Consider the following 17,047-nt stretch of genomic DNA (forward strand, 5'->3'; position numbering starts at 1 on the left):
CGTACGACAACAGCCCTTGGCGGAGGATGGACATGGACTGCACCGGTTTCCCCCTGTTCGACCGGCAATGGCGGACGTTGTTCGTTGTTTTCGCGGTTGTGCTCGCATCGCCGCAGGTACTGGCGCAGCCGGCCACGAGCCGATCGGGCACCGTAACTGAACGGTACCCGGACCGGCCAATCCGGCTGCTGGTGGGCTTTGCACCGGGTGGCGGCGCCGATACCGCCGCCCGGCCCGTCGCACAGCGGCTGGCAGAAGCGGTCGGCCAGCAGGTCGTCGTCGACAACCGCCCCGGCAGCAGCGGCAACGTCGCCGCCGAGATCGTCGCGCGCGCCAGCCCCGACGGATACAGCGTGCTGTTCGGCACCATCGCCAACTTCGCGATCAACCCGATGATCTACGAGCGGCTCACCTACGATCCGGTACGCGACTTCGCGCCGGTCACGCTGGCTGCTGCGCCGGTGAACGTGGTGGTCGTCCATCCGTCGGTTCAGGCATCGACGATGAAGGAACTGATCGCGCTGATACGCGCCAAGCCCAACACGTTCAACTACGGCAGCTCCGGCATCGGAGGCACCGGCCACCTCGCTGGCGAACTGATGTCCCTGATGGGCGGGCTCGTCATGACGCATGTGCCCTACAAGGGCGGTGCCCCGGCGATGGCCGACCTGATCGGCGGCAACATCCCGATGGTGATTACCGTGGTGCCAGGCGCGATGCCGCAGGTGAAGGCCGGTCGCGCCCGCCTGCTCGCGGTCACCACCGGCAAACGCTCTTCGCTGCTGCCCGACATCCCGACGGTTGCCGAATCCGGGTTGCCCGGTTTCGAAGCGAACAACTGGTACGGCGTCGTGGTCCCCGCGAAGACGCCGCAGTCGATCGTTGCGCGGCTGAACACCGAACTGGTGAAGGTCCTCAACTCGCCAGGCCTGCGCGAGACCTATGCGAACCAGGGTATCGAGGCGATCCCCGGTACGCCGGCCGAGTTCACGGCCTACATCAAGTCGGAGATCGCGAAGTGGGGGAAGATCGTCAAGGCCGCCGGCATCAAGGCCGACTGACGGCAAGGAAGCGCTCGTACTCGGCCAGGAAGGGCACGCCCGCCTCGAAGTGAGGGAGGGCACCGGCCTGGAATACCGTGAAGGTCCAGTTGGGCCGCCCGCGGACGGTGTCGATGCCACGATAGTCGACGAAATCGCCGCGCACGCCGTGCGACATCCAGACCGGCATCACCAGCTTCTCGTACAGCGCGTTGACATCGGTGCTGAACAGGCAGGCGGTGAGGAAGCTGATCGGTGCATGCCAGGCGCCGGGCTGCCGGGTGGTGATCACGTCGTAGGCCCACATGCCTTCGTCGATCGCCTTGCCGCCCCAGGTTCGCTGCAGGAAGTAGCGGATGACGCCTGGCCGAGTCAGCCAGCGGAAGACCGGCGCACCGATGCCCGGGCGGCTGAAGAACCGGTACAGGGCATCCACCTTGCGCGAGCCGCCGACAGGCTCATACCGCCGGCGCGGGCCGCTGAAGCCGGTCGGGCTGACCAGGGCCAGGCTGCGGAAGGCTGCCGGATCCTCGACCGCGGCGCGCGCGAGGAATTCGGACGACAGAGACAGCGCCAGTGCATCGACCGCCACCGCACCATGGTCGCGGTGGATCAACGCGACCACCGCATGCAGCGCATCGGTCATCTGTCGGGGCGTGTACTCGCCGGGCCTGCGCTCGGAAAATCCGTAGCCCGGCAGGTCCAGGCTGTAGACCGGGCGCGACGCGGCGAAGTATTCATGGAGCGGCCTTACCTCATAGGCCGACGCGGCCGCATTGACGCTGTGCACCAGGAGCATGGGTGTGATCGCCGCCGACCCTTCGGACATCGATCCTGGCTTCGCCAGCCCGGCACGGTAGCAGCTGACCTGTCCGGACGGGGTGTCGAGCAGTACCCGCTCGCCGCTGACGGCCGGTGGCAGCACGGGACTCCCGTCCCCGGCGGCGAGCGGTTCCTGCGGGTCATTCACCTGATTCGTCCATCGGCTTGACCACGTCGGGCACCCGGTAGTCCTCGCTCGCCCAGGCGCCGAGGTCGATCAATCGGCAGCGCTCGGAGCAGAACGGCCGGAAGCGGTTGGATGTGCTCCATTCCACGGTCGAGCCGCATTTCGGGCATGCGACCTTACGGATCCGGGCGGTTTCAGTGCGGGAAGGCTCTGCAGCCATGGCTCTTGAGGTGCGGCGGCTTGGCGAGGAATGCGCGAGAGAGTATGAAGACCGAAGCATCGAGTGTACCCGGGTGGGCATGGCGCGCTGCCGTTTTGATGGACGGAATCATGTCTGTCCATTGGCACAGATTTTCTGGACAAACAAAAAAAATCAGTCAAGATCAAGCGTTTGCATACGATAATGAACAAGAAAAGGGAGGTAGTACAAGTTTTTCCTCGAGTGTGAAGGGTCCAAATTGAACCGGCTATCGTGACAATGGATTCACCCAGGGGCCGGGATCAGTCTGATGCAAGCGGACCAAAGAGGCAGCAGATGGGAGTGAAGGGACAGCTCGGCCTTGGTGCGAAGTTCACCCTGACGGTGTTGATTATCCTCGTCTGTACGATGGCGGCGAACACGCTCTATTCCCTCCATACATCGACGCGCTTCCACGAGAAACAGCTTGTCGAACGCGGGCGGGCGCTCGGCCGTCTGATCTCGTTGGTGAGCCCGGAGGCCATCCTCGGGTTCGATTTCCTGTTGCTGAACGAATACACACGGCAGGTCTCTGCGCAGCCGGACGTGGTCTACGGCGTGATCCTGAGTCCTGCGGGCTCGCCTTTGAGTGCGTACATCGACCGGGTTGATCCACTGGTTCTGGCACGGGTGCCGGAGACCGCATCAAGTGATGTGCTCGACCTGCTTCGACAACTGGATAACGAATCCGAACTGATTCGGCTGGAGTTCCCGATCGTACATAACGATGAGCAACTCGGACGTTTCCTGGTTGGCATCAGCAAACACACGCTTCAACGCGAATCGCGTCGGCAGCTGGAAGTTCAGGTGGCGGCGTTGACTGTCATCGTGCTGTTCCTCAGCCTCGCGATCTATCTTGCCTTCCGTTTCAACGTTCTCTTTCCCATTCAGGCCCTCATTTCAGCATCCCGGGATGTTGGCCGCGGCCAGCATGCGTTGGTACAGGTGAAGGCCGAGGACGAACTGGGACAACTGGCAAAGGCCTTCAATGCGATGGCCGAAGAGGTACGGAAGGAGCAGGAGAAGCTTCATCGGCAGGCTAACTTCGATACGCTGACGGGGCTTCCCAACCGGCTGATGGCCCTCGATCGGATTACCCACGCCATCAGCCGGTCGAGTCGGATATCCCACCGATTCGCGCTGTTCTTCATCGACCTGGATAACTTCAAAAGCGTCAACGATTCTCTCGGGCACGCAGTTGGCGATGAGCTTCTGGTGGCAACCGGCGCCCGCGTTCAGGGGATCCTGCGTGATGCCGATACAGTTGCGCGCCTGGGAGGCGACGAGTTCCTCGTCCTTGTTCCTGATGTGATCAACGAGTTCCAGGCCGAAGAGATCGCGGAACGCCTGGTTCGCGCGATTTCTCAGCCCCACGTTCTGAGCGGTCGCAAGGTGGTTGCGCGGTGCAGTATCGGCATTGTGCTGTTCCCCGAAAACGGGGATACCGTGGCTGCGCTGATGGCGAATGCCGACAACGCCATGTATCAGGCCAAGGCCGCCGGTCAGGGGTCGGCGATCTTCTTTACGGAGGACATGAATACCCGGCTTCACGAGCGGATGCAGATGGAGCAGGACCTGAATCAGGCGCTGGAACTAGGGCAGTTCGAGGTCTTCTTCCAGCCGATCTTCGATGCCGCTACGCGAAATCATCGGGGCGCCGAAGTGCTTCTCAGATGGAATCATCCTGAACGTGGGAGCATCAGCCCTTCCGTCTTCATACCGATCGCCGAGGCTACGGGACAGATCGTCGGGATAGGTGACTGGGTTCTCGAGCAGACGTGCCTGAACTGGGCAGCGTGGCAACGAGTCGGGTTTGCGCCTGGCTTCCTTGCGATCAATATTTCGCGGGTCCAGTTCAGGAAGCGATTTTCACGACGTCTCGCAGAACTCATGGCGACCTATGGGATCCCACCACAGGCGCTTGAGCTGGAAATCACCGAGGGCGTGCTGCTTGATGACCACAACCACGTCGCGGAAGAACTGAACAGCCTGCGTGCGGCAGGGGTCAGCCTGTCGCTCGACGACTTCGGAACCGGCTATTCATCACTCAGCTACCTGAAGCGCTTCCGGTTCGACGTACTCAAGATAGACCGCAGCTTCGTCGCTGGCCTGCCCGAAAACTCGGAAGACGTTTCGCTTGTCAACGCGATCCTGGCCATGGCAAAAGGACTCGGACTCGATGTGGTTGCCGAGGGTGTTGAACGCCAAGAACAGATGACCTATCTCGCAGATCAGGGCTGTTCGCTCGCACAGGGCTATCTTCTTGCCCAGCCTATGGACCGTAATGCCTACCAGGCGTTCCTGGAGGTTGCCCGTGCACGCGATGCACATACGCCGGGTGGCACCAGGCACAAGATCATGCTGGCAGGCTAATGTTCAAGGTGATCTGCAAATCCTACCTTGGGGGAGGGCGCAGGCGATGAACTGTAGCCGCTCTGCCGTTCGTGCAGGCTGCATGGCGGTGGTCTTCTGCCTGCTGCTGCCCTTCTTCGCGCTGGGCGCCAAGTCCGTCGTCGCCGCAGATGCGCCACCCCTGGTGTTGGGCGTGTTTCCGCGGCTTCACGCCAGTGAGACGACCACGCGCTACGGACCTATGGCGGAGTACCTGTCCGAGCGACTGGGACGAAAAGTGGTACTGGTCGCGTCCAGAGACTTCGATGCGTTCTGGGTCGGCGTGGAGCAGGCGCGTTTCGACATTGTCCTTTACAACCAGTTCCATTACATCCGCTCCTCCAATACCTACCAGGTCATCGCTCACAACAAGGAGTTCGGAAAGAGCACGCTGGCGGGTGCGCTTTATGTCAGGAAGGACAGCAACATAACCAGCGTGGGGCAACTGCGTGGGCGGACCGTGTTGTTTGGCGGAGGCGAGGATGCGATGATCGGCTACATCGCTCCGATGTATCTACTCATGAAGGCGGGGCTGACACGAAGCGACATCAACGCTCGGTTTGCAGTGAATCCGCTAAACTCAGTCATCGGTGTTCATCGAAAGCAGGCAGATGCGGCGGGCTCGGGGGACGGTGCCGTAGAGCAACCTGCGCTGCAAAAGGTAGTCAATGTCGATGAACTCACAGTGCTTGCAGTTTCGGATCAATTGCTTCATCTGCCATGGGCAGTGAGGAGAACGATGGCCCCAGGCTTGCGCGAGCGAATCCAGTCTGTACTGATCGACCTCGATGCCGGGGAGAGAGGACGGCAGGTTTTGAAGGCGGCCGTACTCACTGGTATCGGAAAAGCCGAAGACAAGGATTACAACCCTCACCGGAAGATGGTGAGGGCGGTCATCGGTAGCCAACAGATCAAACCTTAGACCGGTCAGGCAGGGGCAGCAACATGGTGGGTGAACGAGTCAACTCTGCGCGGTCGCGCGTGAATCTTGTTCTTCCGGTGTTTGCCGTGCTGGTATTCGTGATCTGGGCACACTTCGGATCCGGAATCCCCGTCATTCGGGCGCATTCCACGGCTACCGCTGGATGGACCGAATTCCTGACCGACTATGGTGTCGATCAGTTCGGTGCAGACGGCTACTTCACGAGGGGTGTGCAGAACGGGTACAACCTGTTCCACTTCACGCCCGAGTATGGTCGGCGGTTCACTCGGAAGTCATCGAGGGACCCGGTCAACTCATGCTCTGGCTGCCATACGGTTGAATCGCTTGCCTACGGACTCGTGAATTCCGATCGGTTCGATGCGGCCCTCCAGCGCCGGGTGTCGTTCGAAGAGCGCGTGATGCGTTGCTACGCAAGTTCGATGGATGGGTTCGTACCCACGTATTACGATCCTGCGATCCGGGATATCCGCTTACTCGCGCGCGCTGTTGCCAGTCACCTGCAGTTGAGTGAAGGTGCGCGCAAAGGGGGGGGGTGAGAGATGGGTGTACTGTCGGCGAGATTCCTGAGATTCGCGTTGCTTGTCTGCACTCTGGGTGGTTTGTATTTTCTTGCTGTCCAGAAGCACGAAGACCGCGACCGCATGCGTCTTTCTGCGGTAGAACTCACGCCGACGTGCAAGGCGAAGCTCGACGCCTATGGCCTTTCCGCGGGTTCCACATATCGCTCGCCTTACCTCGTCCGAGTGAGTGGCATGGCACCGGTCATGGAGGGGTACAGCGAAGAAGACGTGCGGGCGATCCAGCGAGGCTGCAACATCATTGACGACCTTCAAGGCTTCATGGCGCAGGGCGGTAATGCGGAACGATGGAATGCGCAACGTTTTGTTCGCGGAAGCCATACGACGTGCACCCACTGCCACCAGGACGCAGGCGACAAGCAGGATGCAGAAGGCAACCGCCTGAAGGGCTCCAACAATCTCGGTGCGTCCTGGGTTATGGCGGACATGTATGACCGATTCACTGGCCTCATACTCTCGCACGAATTGCGCCAGATGCAGTGCTACATCAATTCTTCGAATGGATTCAAGCCGAATATCTCCGACGACCTGCTGCGGGACGTGACCGCCTACAGTAGGTTCATCGCTGCGGCGCTCGACCTCAAGATAGGCAACCGGTACCCAGAGCAGGGAATGGATGAAATCCCCGCTGCTGCAACCGGACGGCGAGGCGATGACTATGTGCGCGGCGCCTTCATCTATCGCGAACGTTGCGCGTCCTGCCATGGGCCGCAGGGATTTGGCCTCGTGGCAGACGGTCGGGTCGTGTATCCGGCCGTGGCTGGCCGGAATTCCTTCAGTCTGGATTCGCGCATGAATTTCGCTGCCGTCAACACGATCATGCCTGGATTCATTTGCCGTAACATGCCGCCGGGAGCAGAGGGAAGCCTCGACGGGCAGCAGTGCCGCGACATTGCCTATTTCCTGAGTACCCTGCCGCGTCCTGCCGGAGATCTGCAGGGGCCGCTCGCGGCCGTCTGGCAGCAATTGATGATGATCGTGATGCCCCCGCTGACGGCCTACGCGGATTCACTCCAGCGCGGGGACCTATCGCGAGCGCCTCATTGAACGGAATGAGATGAATACGTTCTCCGGGGCGATACCCCAGGGTCTGGCGGCATTGCGCGGCAACTTGCTCGTCGGCCTCACGCTGGCGGTGGTGACGTTGCCGCAAGCGATTGCTTTCTCGACCACGCTGGCTGGTCTTCCACCGCATTTCGGCATCTACGCCGCAATATGGGGCGTTCTGTTCACGGCACTGCTCAACCCGTCACGCGTGTTCAGCGGTGGACCAAACACCACCATGTCGGCGGCGGTCGGGATTACGCTGCTGCCAGTTGCGCCGCAGTTTGGTTCTGACTATATCGGCTATGCATTGACACTGATCCTGCTCGCCGGGCTCGTGCAGATGCTTTTCGTGCTGGTGCGCCCACTCGGTCGCATGCTCGATCTTATCAACGAACCGATCGTGAACGGCCTGATCTGCGGGATTGGCGTATTCCTGATTTTCAAGTCGCTGACGAGCTTCGGCGGTTTGCCGATAAACACGCAAGTCGAATGGCCGCTCTGGATCGCATGGCAATCTTTCCTGGCTGTCCTCGAGATCGGGAACCTCTATGCGATCCAGATAGGCATGATCACCCTGGTCACCAGCCTCGCTGTCAGGCAGGTCGCCCGGTTACGCAACTGGGCCATCCTTGTCGGTGTCGCGGCGGGAACAGCCTACTCGGAGTACCTCAGCGCGACCGTCGGCTTGCAGAACACGCTGATCGAGCAGATAGCGAACCTTTCGTATGTCGGTTTCGTGCTGCCGTCGATGCCATTGTTCAGCCAGGAGGCCATGGCAGACATCATCGCCATCCTTCCAGGTGCCGTGACGCTCGCATTGCTCGGGCTATTCCAGACAGTGGCGGCAATGCGACGGATGAACCGGAAGATGGGCAGTTTCACCGATAGTCGCCGAGGCATTTTCGCCGACGCAGTGTCCAACTGCGTGCTGCCTTTCCTTTCGTCGTTGCCGACATGTGCCTCCTTCAATCGCATGTGGCTGATCCATAGCCTGGGTGGGAACGGTCGCTTGGCCTCCGCGGCGTCGGCCGTCATCCTGCTGGTACTCGTGCTGTTCCTCGCCCAGTGGATCGCCATCATCCCGATGCCCGCGATGGCTGCGGTCATCATGCTGCTCGGCGCGAACATGATCAACTGGGAGGACATCAAGCCGCACTTCAAGGATCGGCGCGAGTCCATCGTGTTCCTTGCCTCGTTCCTGTCGGTGCTGTTCCTCGACCTCTTCGGCGCGGTCATCGTCGGTTCGGTGCTGGCGATCGCCTACTCCAAGTGGGAGCAGGCGCACCCGAACATCAGCCTCAGCGGCAATCAGTTGAAGATTCGCGGCAACCTCTACTACGGCTCGTTGCCGATGATCGAGGCGATGTACCACCGGGCGATCGCGCGCGAAGGCAGCGTCGTGATCGATTTCTCCGAGTGCTTCTACATCGATCGCGAGGGCATCCGCTGGCTGAAGGCCGCCAAGGAAGCGCAGCAGGCTGCCCTGACCGACCGCCGCCGTCTCGACGATCGGCGCGAGGTCGAGCGGCGCGCCGCATCCGATGGCAAGCGCCGTACCGGACGCCGCCGCGACAAGCCCGATCGCCGGCAGCGATCCGAGTTCTGACGGGTCTGCCGCGGGCTACAGGTTGCAGAAGGTGAGGTCGAACGGAATGTCGGCCTCGATCACCTTCGGACGGTCGCTTCCCGGGACCTGCTGCGTGAAGCGGATGTTCAGCATGTAGCGGTTGGCGCTGACTTCCGGCACGCAGGGCAACTCGCGTGCGACCCGAACCCGCACCAGTTGTACGGCGCGTCCGGCGAGCATCTGCTGGAAAACGCCCTGCGCGGCTACCCGTTGGGACGACTTGCCGCTGTCGCGCAGGATGCGCAGCACGATGGTCAGGCTGTCGCGCAGCGGCAGGAATTGCGCCATCCACTGGCCAAGCTCGGCGCGGCGTTCCTCGATCGGCCGGTGCTGCCAGTAGTGGTAGGTCGGCAGATCGAATTCGCACACGCCGCCCGGGATGTTCGAGCGCTGCCGGATGCTCATCAGCCATTCGTTGTCGCGCACGTCCTGGCCGATCTTGCCGGTCAGGTTGTAGAGGCTGCCGGCAGCCTGGTCGATATCCCGCAGTACGGCATCCAGGGCGTCGACCGAGATCTGCGGATTGCTGCGAAGTGCCTCCAGCGAATGCTTCTGGCGCTCAAGTTCCTGCAGCAGGTCCGACTTCAGGTCGGCGCGGCTGGCCACCTCGATGATCTCGAACAGCGTGACCAGCGCGACGTGGTGCTCGAGCGGGTGGTCGCGCGAAACGAAATAGGCGAGCTTGTCGTAGAGGTCTTCCAGCCTGAGCAGCGTTCGCGTACGCTCATTCAGTGGAAACTCGTAGTCGATCACGATAGCTGCGGTCTGCTCGGGTAGCGTGTGCGAATCGAACATGCTTTTTCGCAGGATCCCGCGGTGCCGTCACCGGAGATCAACGACGCACGGCTGTTCAGTTCAGGCGTCCGGCGAGCGGGGACGCGCTGCCGACCGTTTCGATTGCGCGAGGCGCAGGTATTGCTGGTGCAACTTTTCGACCTGAGGCTCGAGCGCGAACTCTTCACCGTCATTGTCGATCACATCGTCCGCCATCGCGAGTCGCTGCTCGCGCGTGGCCTGGACCGCGATGATAGCCATCACTTGTGCCAGGGACAGCCCGCTGCGCCGTATCACCCGGGCGATCTGGCACTCACGCGAGCAGTCTACCACCAATATCCGGTCCATCCGCTCACGGTATCCACCGCTGCCCGACAGCAGTGGTACCGCCAGCAGGGCATAGGGTGCTGCAGTGGAGTCGAGCGCCCGCTGCGCAGCGGCGCGGATCATCGGATGGAGGATCGCTTCCAGACGCGCTCGTTCGATCGGGTCGGAGAACACCCGCTCGCGCATCCGGGCACGGTCGAGTGCACCATCCGGTCCGGCGACCGCCGGGCCGAATGCCTCGATGAGCGCCGGCATCGCATCGCCATGCGGGCCGGTCAGGGCGTGGGCGAGGGCGTCGGTGTCGACCAGTGCGGCTCCAAGCTCGACGAACAGGCTGGCCACCGTGGACTTGCCGCTGCCGATACCGCCGGTCAGTCCGACTACGAACCCGACCGGCGGGGCTGGAACGGCGGCTGGTTCGTCCAACCGGCGTCAACCCATCAGCTTGAGGTACCCGGCGATGATGTCGTCGCCCCAGACCAGTGCGACCACGCCGGCGATCACCAGGTAGGGCCCGAACGGCATCGGTACGCTGCGCCCCATCCTTGCCGCCGCAATCAGCGCGATGCCGATCACGGCACCGGCCAACGACGACAGCAATATCACGAGGGGCAGCGCCTGCCAGCCGAGCCAGGCACCGATCGCGGCGAGCAGCTTGAAGTCCCCGTAGCCCATGCCCTCCCTGCCGGTCACCAGCTTGAAGCCCCAGTAGACGGTCCACAACGACAGGTAACCCGCGGCGGCACCGATGACGGCCTCCTGCAGCGGCGCGAAGATACCCCATATGTTCACCAGCAGGCCCGCCCACAGGAGGGGCAGGGTCAGGCTGTCGGGCAGCAGTTGGGTGTCGAAGTCGATCAGTGCGAGCGCAAGCATCGTCGCGCAGAAAGCGAAGGCAAGTGCAGCGGCCGGGCCGAAGCCGTAGTGCCAGGCGAGGAAGCCGGCGATGGCGCCGGTGGTCGCCTCGACAAGCGGGTAGCGCAACGGGATCGCCACTCCGCAGGACGCGCAGCGGCCGCGCAGCGCCATCCAGCTCACCAGCGGCAGGTTCTGCAGCGCCGTGATCGGCGCGCTGCACGACGGACAGTGCGACCGGGGCTTCGCCAGGTTGAATGCGAGCTGCGGTTCCGGCTCCGTGCCGGCCAGTTCCGCGCACTGCGCGGCCCACTCGCGCTCCATCATCTTCGGCAGTCGATGCACCACCACGTTGAGGAAGCTGCCGATCATCAGGCCCATCAGCACCGCGATGCCGATCCACAGCGCCGGCTCGCCGCGCAGCAGTTCGATGACGTCGTTCATGTCTGGGACGGTCGGGTCAGACGACCTGGCCCATCTTGAAGATCGGCAGGTACATCGAGATCACCATGCCGCCGATCAGCGTGCCCAGAACGACCATGATGACAGGCTCCATCAGGCTGGACATCGCATCGACCGCGTCGTCGACCTCCGCCTCGTAGAAGTCGGCTACCTTGGACAACATGCCGTCCAGTGCGCCCGATTCCTCGCCGATGGCGACCATCTGCAGCACCATGTTGGGGAATACGTCGGAGCCCTGCATGGACACGGTCAGGCTGGTGCCGGTCGAGATTTCCTGCTGGATACGCTTCGTGGCCTTCATGTAGACCGCATTACCCGCTGCGCCTGCTACCGAACCGAGGGCTTCGACCAGCGGCACACCAGCGGCGAACATGGTCGCCAGCGTGCGCGACCAGCGCGCGATCGACGCCTTCTGGACAATTTCGCCGAACACCGGCGTCTTCAGTATCAGCCGATCCATGCCGTTGCGCATTGTTTCGGATTTCTTGTATGCGCCGATGAACAGATAGATCGCGCCGCCGACCGCGCCGAAGATCGCCCACCAGTAGGCGACGAAGAAATCCGAGATCGCCATCACGATCAGCGTCGGGGCCGGCAGGTCCGCACCGAAGCTCGCGAACACCTGCTTGAACGACGGGATCACGAAGATCATGATGATCGCGGTGATGATGAACGCGACCACGACGATCGATATCGGATAGAACAGCGCCGACTTGATCTTGCCCTTGATCGCGATGATCTTTTCCTTGTACGTCGCGAGGCGATCCAGCAGCGTGTCAAGGATACCGGCCTGCTCTCCGGCGGCCACGAGGTTGCAGAACAGGTCGTCGAACTGCTCGGGAAAGCCTCGGAATGCCTGGCTCAGACTGGAGCCGGTCTCGACGTTGACCTTGATGGTCATCAGCACTTTCTGGACCGCCGCGTTCGAATGTCCCTTGCCGACGATATCGAACGCCTGCAGCAGCGGCACACCGGCCTTCATCATCACCGCCAGCTGGCGCGTGAAGATGGCGATGTCCTTTTCGGTGATCTTGCGGCCGCGCCCGACCCGCTGCCTCTTCACCTTGATGAACGACAGCCCCTGCCGGCGCAGCTGGGCGATGACGACGTTCTCGCCGTTCGCGCGCATTTCGCCGCGCACCGCCTTGCCTGTCCTGTCCTGACCGACCCATGTATAGAGGTAGTCCTGGACGTCTTTCTTGCGGCCTTGGGTGATCGTTGTGGCCATAGCCTGCGCTCCGCCTGATGCGAGAACCACGATAAGATATCACGCTACCACGGCTTGCCAGACACTCGTCTGCAAAAGCCCGCCGGCCAACTGCACTCGTTTTCCGGGTGCAGTCGCTTCCCGGGTCAGCCGCTGCGCTCGAACGAAGTGTCCCGTGATTCGGCCTCTACCGGGGGAAAGACGCGTACCGAGCGGATCGACCTTTCCTGGGTCTGCACGACTTCGAGCGGATATCCAGCGATCTTCACCGTGGTGCCTGGCTCGGGGAGGTCGCGCAGGTAGTCGACGATAAGCCCGTTCAATGTTTTCGGACCGTCCATCGGCAACTTGAGGCCGAGCTTGCGGTTGAGGCTGCGCAGTGTCGCGCTGCCCTCGACCAGCACGCTTCCGTCCTCGCTTCGGGTGAATGTGTCGCCGCGCCCCGGTGCCGTAGTGGTGAATTCGCCGACGAGTTCCTCGAGGATGTCTTCAAGGGTCACCAGGCCCTGAAGCTCGCCGTATTCATCGACGATCAGTCCGATCCGCTCGTGCTGCTCCTGGAAGTTCGCCATCTGGGTGAACAGCGCGGTGCCCGCCGGCACGAAATAGGGCTGGGCCAGCAGCGCTTCGACATCCGCTGCCTCGGAGAGCCCGCCCTGGCGCACCAGCGACAGCGCACGACGTACATGCAGGATGCCAGTGACGTTGTTGAGGTCGCCCCGGCAGACGACCAGCCGGGTGTGGTAGCAGGTGGCGATCTCCGCCAGCAACTGTTCTGGCGGCGATTCCAGGTCGAGCCATTCGACCTGCCCGCGCGGGATCATCACGTCGTCTACGGTGACCTGCTCGAGCTCGAACAGGTTGACCAGGATACTGCGGTGTTTCTGCGGGATGTAATGCCCGCCCTCCAGCACCAGGGTGCGCAGTTCCTCGGGCGTCATGTTGTGCGCCCCTTCTTCTTCGCGCTTGAGCCGCAGTGCCCAGAGGATCGACTGCACGAACAGGTTGACGAACCAGACGAGCGGCCAGGCCACGCGCAGCAGCGGGGTAAGCACGTAGGCAGACGCGAGCGCGATGCGTTCCGGATAGGTTGCGCCGATGATCTTCGGCGTGATCTCGGACACGACCAGGATGCAGAAGGTCACCCCGGCGCTGCCGAGCCACAGCGCCCATTCGTTCTCTCCGAGCGTCCGGAACATGATTACCGTGAACAGCGCCGCCGACAGGCTGTTGACGAAGTTGTTGCCGAGCAGCACGACGCCCAGCAATCGGTCGGTTCGATCGAGCAGGGCGGCGGCCATGATCGCACCCCGGTTGCCCCTGCTGACGAGGTGGCGTAACCGGTACCGATTGAGCGCCATCATGCTGGTTTCGGCTATCGAGAAGAAGCCGGACACCAGCAGCAGGATGAACAACGCGACCAGCAGCGTCTGCAGGGGAATCTCGTTCAAGGGTTCCCGTATGTCGATGACGAAGGTGTCAGTTTAACGGGGCGCAGGCACCGGGTGCAGCCCGCATGCGCTGTATCACCGGCCGAACAGCACCTCGACCACGAGTTTAGTGCCTACGTAGGCCAGCAGGAGGACCCCGAACCCCCAGAGGGTCCAGCGCAGCGCGATCCGACCGCGCCAGCCGAAAAGGAACCTGCCGACCAGCAGCGCCGCGAAGATGGCCCAGGAAACCAGCGTGAACACGTTCTTGTGCGTGAACGTGAGCGGCATGCCGAACAGTTCTTCGGAGAAGAGGAGCCCGCTGAGCACGGTGGCCGAGAGCAGTACGAAACCGGCGACGATGATCCGGAACAACAACTTCTCCATCGTCAGCAGCGGCGGCAGCCCGGTCAGGAGTGCTGGCAGCGTGCCGGTCCGCAACTGCCGGTCGAGCGAGGACAGCAGCAGCGCATGCAGCGCGGCAATGGTGAGCAGCCCGTAGGCCAGCAGCGCGACGATCACGTGTGCCGTGAGCATCCGGACACCGGCATTGGGCATGGGCTCGTGCGCACCCAGCACGGCTGGCGCCAGAGAACACAGCGCGGCCACGGGAAACACCAGCAGCTGCAGGCCGCGCAGGTTGTAGAAGAAGCTGCCGAACCAGTGGATGGCTACCGTTACCAGAACGATCGCGGACATCGCGACGCCCGCGCCGACGAATACCTGCCCATCGTGGAACACCGCTGCACCCACGCTCCAGGCGTGGACCAGCAGGATGGTACCGACGAGTGCCTGTTCGCCCCAGGGTGCATGCCAGCGTGTCGGCAGTTCGATCATCTGTCCGGGGGCGGACGGCAGTGGGCGCGGCGTACGCGCGCGCGTCAATCGGTGGCCGAGGTATGCGGCGAATGCACCATAGGCTAGCGCGCTCAGCAGATACGGTAGACTTCCGGACATGATTCGAGTCTACACGAACGACCTTTCGCGCCGGTGGTGGATGCCCGGCAGGGCACAGTGCGCGCACGGTGTCGTCGCGTCCCGTGCAGATGCAGCCCAACGGTCCGGCCCGGCGGAGGCGATATGCTCGAATCGCTGACCGAACGCCTGTCACGCGTCGTCAAGACGCTGAAAGGCGAGGCGCGCATCACCGAGTCGAACATCGCCGATGCGCTGCGCGAAGTGCGGTTGGCGCTGCTCGACGCCGATGTAGCGCTGCCGGTGGCGAAGGATTTCATCGCGCGGGTGCGCGAGAGTGCGCTCGGGCAGGACGTCCTGACCAGCCTCACCCCCGGCCAGGCGGTGGTCGGCATCGTCCATCGCGAACTGATCGCGCTGATGGGCGAGGCCGGCGTCGGCCTCGATCTGGCGGTGCAGCCGCCGGCCGTGCTTCTGATGGCCGGCCTGCAGGGCTCCGGCAAGACGACGTCCTCGGGCAAGCTCGCGAAGCTGCTGATCGCGCAGAAGAAGAAGGTGCTGCTCTGTTCGGCCGACGTCTATCGTCCCGCCGCGATCGAGCAGCTGCGCACGCTCGCCAGGCAGGTCGATGCGGGGTTCTTCGAGGCACCGGCAGATGCGAAGCCGGTCGACATCGCCCTCGGGGCGCTCGACCATGCGAAGCGCCACTACTTCGACGTGCTGATCGTAGACACCGCAGGCCGGCTGTCCATCGACGAAGCGATGATGGCCGAGATCCGTGCGCTGCATGCGGCGGTCAAGCCGGTCGAGACGCTGTTCGTCGTCGATGCGATGCAGGGCCAGGACGCGGTCAACGTTGCCAGGGCGTTCGGCGATGCGCTGCCCCTGACCGGCGTGATCCTCACCAAGCTCGACGGCGATTCGCGCGGTGGCGCCGCGCTGTCGGTACGCGCGGTCACCGGCAAGCCGATCAAGTTCGCGGGGGTCGGCGAGAAGCTCACCGGGCTCGAACCTTTCCATCCCGAGCGCATGGCCTCGCGCATCCTCGGCATGGGCGACGTACTGTCGCTGATCGAGGACGCGCAGAAGAACGTCGACGTCGCCGAGGCCGAGAAGTTCGCCCGGAAGATGAAGTCCGGCAAGGGTTTCGACCTGGAAGACTTCCGCCAGCAGATCGGGCAGATGAAGAAGATGGGCGGGCTGTCGTCGCTGCTCGACAAGCTGCCGGGCGACCTGGCGAAGATGGCCCAGGGCGCGAAGGTCGACGACCGCATGATCCTGCGCCAGGAGGCGATCATCCTGTCGATGACGCCTGCCGAGCGGGCGAGGCCGGAGATCCTGAAGGCTTCCCGCAAGCGCCGGATCGCCGCGGGTGCCGGGGTCAGCGTGCAGCAGGTCAACCAGCTCCTGAACCAGTTCGAGTCTGCGCAGAAGATGATGAAGATGGTGAGCAAGGGCGGGATGGCGAAGATGATGCGCGGCATGAAGGGCATGTTGCCCGGCATGCGATGAGCGGCGCACCAGAGCGGCACGCCGGCGGCGAACTCCCCGGGGGGGCGGCGACAGGGCAGCGCACCTACCGCTACTACGACCTGGTGATGGCCGGGTTCGTGTGCGTGCTGCTCTGCTCCAACCTGATCGGGCCGGCCAAGGTCGCGGAGCTCGACCTGCCGCTGATCGGTACCTTCGCATTCGGTGCCGGCGTGCTGTTCTTTCCGATCTCGTATGTGTTCGGCGACATCCTGACCGAGGTCTACGGCTATGCGCGCGCCCGACGCGTGGTGTGGGCCGGCTTCGCAGCGCTCGCGTTCGCGTCGTTCATGGCGTGGGTCGTGGTGCAGCTTCCGCCGGCCGCGGGGTGGACCAACCAGCCCGCCTACGAGACCATCTTCGGCGCGACACCGCGCATCGTCGTGGCTTCGCTGATCGCGTTCTGGGCGGGCGAGTTCGTGAACGCCTATGTACTGGCGCAGATGAAGGTGAGGTCACAGGGGCGCGGGCTGTGGGCGCGCATGATCGGCTCCACCGGTGTCGGGCAAGGGGTCGATACCCTGATCTTCTATCCGGTGGCTTTCTACGGTGTCTGGTCGAACGAACTGCTGGTCGCGGTGATGGGCGCCAATTACCTGCTCAAGGTGGGCTGGGAGATCGTCGCACTGCCGTTCACCTACCGCATCGTGAACTGGCTCAAGCGGGTCGAGCACGAGGACTACTTCGACCGCAGGACCGACTTCAACCCGTTCACGCTGAAGACCTGACGCCCG

General features: G+C 63.0%; 16 protein-coding genes. 8 read left to right on the forward strand and 8 right to left on the reverse strand.

Going from position 1 to position 17,047, the window contains the following annotated elements:
* Positions 1–32: 32 nt before the first annotated feature.
* Complete coding sequence (locus ING98_06920; GenBank protein MCA3101586.1) at positions 33–1,061, forward strand: tripartite tricarboxylate transporter substrate binding protein; 1,029 nt, start codon at positions 33–35, stop codon at positions 1,059–1,061.
* Here the strand turns inward: ING98_06920 and ING98_06925 are convergent.
* On the reverse strand, positions 1,048–2,010 hold the full coding sequence (locus tag ING98_06925) for an alpha/beta hydrolase (protein ID MCA3101587.1): 963 nt from the start codon (positions 2,008–2,010) through the stop codon (positions 1,048–1,050). The two genes, ING98_06920 and ING98_06925, sit on opposite strands and share 14 nt — an antisense overlap.
* Positions 2,003–2,209: a DNA gyrase inhibitor YacG gene (locus tag ING98_06930; GenBank protein MCA3101588.1), complete on the reverse strand. Its 207-nt coding sequence runs from the start codon at positions 2,207–2,209 to the stop codon at positions 2,003–2,005. Before ING98_06930 ends, ING98_06925 begins: the two co-directional genes overlap by 8 nt.
* Before the next feature lie 315 nt (positions 2,210–2,524).
* On the opposite strand from ING98_06930, the gene ING98_06935 reads away from it, so the two are divergent.
* From ING98_06935 to ING98_06955, 5 genes are all read left to right on the forward strand, one after another.
* A complete protein-coding gene (locus ING98_06935; protein MCA3101589.1) occupies positions 2,525–4,600 on the forward strand; it encodes an EAL domain-containing protein in 2,076 nt (691 codons plus the stop codon).
* A gap of 82 nt (positions 4,601–4,682) precedes the next feature.
* Positions 4,683–5,540 (forward strand): PhnD/SsuA/transferrin family substrate-binding protein, encoded by an 858-nt coding sequence (locus ING98_06940; protein ID MCA3101590.1) that lies wholly within the window; start codon positions 4,683–4,685, stop codon positions 5,538–5,540.
* A gap of 23 nt (positions 5,541–5,563) precedes the next feature.
* Positions 5,564–6,097, forward strand: coding sequence for a hypothetical protein (locus ING98_06945; GenBank protein MCA3101591.1), 534 nt, complete (start codon positions 5,564–5,566; stop codon positions 6,095–6,097).
* 3 nt (positions 6,098–6,100) lie between these two features.
* Positions 6,101–7,186 (forward strand): c-type cytochrome, encoded by a 1,086-nt coding sequence (locus tag ING98_06950; protein MCA3101592.1) that lies wholly within the window; start codon positions 6,101–6,103, stop codon positions 7,184–7,186.
* 10 nt (positions 7,187–7,196) lie between these two features.
* On the forward strand, positions 7,197–8,792 hold the full coding sequence (locus tag ING98_06955) for a SulP family inorganic anion transporter (protein ID MCA3101593.1): 1,596 nt from the start codon (positions 7,197–7,199) through the stop codon (positions 8,790–8,792).
* Between the two features lie 15 nt (positions 8,793–8,807).
* On the opposite strand, the gene zapD is transcribed toward ING98_06955, so the two are convergent.
* From zapD to ccsA, 6 genes are all read right to left on the reverse strand, one after another.
* Positions 8,808–9,566 (reverse strand): cell division protein ZapD, encoded by a 759-nt coding sequence (zapD, locus tag ING98_06960; GenBank protein MCA3101594.1) that lies wholly within the window; start codon positions 9,564–9,566, stop codon positions 8,808–8,810.
* A 102-nt stretch (positions 9,567–9,668) separates the two neighbouring features.
* A complete protein-coding gene (locus ING98_06965) occupies positions 9,669–10,340 on the reverse strand; it encodes a dephospho-CoA kinase (protein ID MCA3101595.1) in 672 nt (223 codons plus the stop codon).
* 6 nt (positions 10,341–10,346) lie between these two features.
* On the reverse strand, positions 10,347–11,213 hold the full coding sequence (locus ING98_06970; protein MCA3101596.1) for a prepilin peptidase: 867 nt from the start codon (positions 11,211–11,213) through the stop codon (positions 10,347–10,349).
* 16 nt (positions 11,214–11,229) lie between these two features.
* Positions 11,230–12,459, reverse strand: coding sequence for a type II secretion system F family protein (locus ING98_06975; protein MCA3101597.1), 1,230 nt, complete (start codon positions 12,457–12,459; stop codon positions 11,230–11,232).
* 125 nt (positions 12,460–12,584) lie between these two features.
* The gene (locus ING98_06980) at positions 12,585–13,889 is read right to left on the reverse strand and encodes an HlyC/CorC family transporter (protein ID MCA3101598.1); all 1,305 of its coding nucleotides are present in this window, start codon (positions 13,887–13,889) and stop codon (positions 12,585–12,587) included.
* A gap of 75 nt (positions 13,890–13,964) precedes the next feature.
* The gene (ccsA, locus tag ING98_06985) at positions 13,965–14,825 is read right to left on the reverse strand and encodes a cytochrome c biogenesis protein CcsA (GenBank protein MCA3101599.1); all 861 of its coding nucleotides are present in this window, start codon (positions 14,823–14,825) and stop codon (positions 13,965–13,967) included.
* A 123-nt stretch (positions 14,826–14,948) separates the two neighbouring features.
* Between ccsA and ffh the strand changes: the two genes are divergently transcribed.
* Entirely contained in the window at positions 14,949–16,295 is a 1,347-nt protein-coding gene (ffh, locus tag ING98_06990; GenBank protein MCA3101600.1) for a signal recognition particle protein, read from the forward strand.
* Positions 16,292–17,041, forward strand: a complete 750-nt coding sequence (locus ING98_06995) for a queuosine precursor transporter (GenBank protein MCA3101601.1) — start codon at positions 16,292–16,294, stop codon at positions 17,039–17,041. The genes ffh and ING98_06995 overlap by 4 nt, the downstream gene beginning before the upstream one ends.
* Positions 17,042–17,047: the final 6 nt, after the last annotated feature.

The organism is Rhodocyclaceae bacterium, from assembly GCA_020248265.1.
In the GTDB taxonomy this organism is placed as follows: Bacteria; Pseudomonadota; Gammaproteobacteria; order Burkholderiales; family CAIKXV01; genus CAIKXV01.

Coding starts and splice junctions, on each gene's coding strand:
- ING98_06950 (MCA3101592.1), top strand. CDS start 6,101: ATGGGTGTACTGTCGGCGAGATTCCTGAGATTCGCGTTGCTTGTCTGC.
- ING98_06970 (MCA3101596.1), bottom strand. CDS start 11,213: ATGAACGACGTCATCGAACTGCTGCGCGGCGAGCCGGCGCTGTGGATC.
- ffh (MCA3101600.1), top strand. CDS start 14,949: ATGCTCGAATCGCTGACCGAACGCCTGTCACGCGTCGTCAAGACGCTG.
- ING98_06975 (MCA3101597.1), bottom strand. CDS start 12,459: ATGGCCACAACGATCACCCAAGGCCGCAAGAAAGACGTCCAGGACTAC.
- ING98_06940 (MCA3101590.1), top strand. CDS start 4,683: ATGGCGGTGGTCTTCTGCCTGCTGCTGCCCTTCTTCGCGCTGGGCGCC.
- ING98_06920 (MCA3101586.1), top strand. CDS start 33: ATGGACTGCACCGGTTTCCCCCTGTTCGACCGGCAATGGCGGACGTTG.
- ING98_06945 (MCA3101591.1), top strand. CDS start 5,564: ATGGTGGGTGAACGAGTCAACTCTGCGCGGTCGCGCGTGAATCTTGTT.
- ccsA (MCA3101599.1), bottom strand. CDS start 14,825: ATGTCCGGAAGTCTACCGTATCTGCTGAGCGCGCTAGCCTATGGTGCA.
- ING98_06935 (MCA3101589.1), top strand. CDS start 2,525: ATGGGAGTGAAGGGACAGCTCGGCCTTGGTGCGAAGTTCACCCTGACG.
- ING98_06995 (MCA3101601.1), top strand. CDS start 16,292: ATGAGCGGCGCACCAGAGCGGCACGCCGGCGGCGAACTCCCCGGGGGG.
- ING98_06930 (MCA3101588.1), bottom strand. CDS start 2,209: ATGGCTGCAGAGCCTTCCCGCACTGAAACCGCCCGGATCCGTAAGGTC.
- ING98_06955 (MCA3101593.1), top strand. CDS start 7,197: ATGAATACGTTCTCCGGGGCGATACCCCAGGGTCTGGCGGCATTGCGC.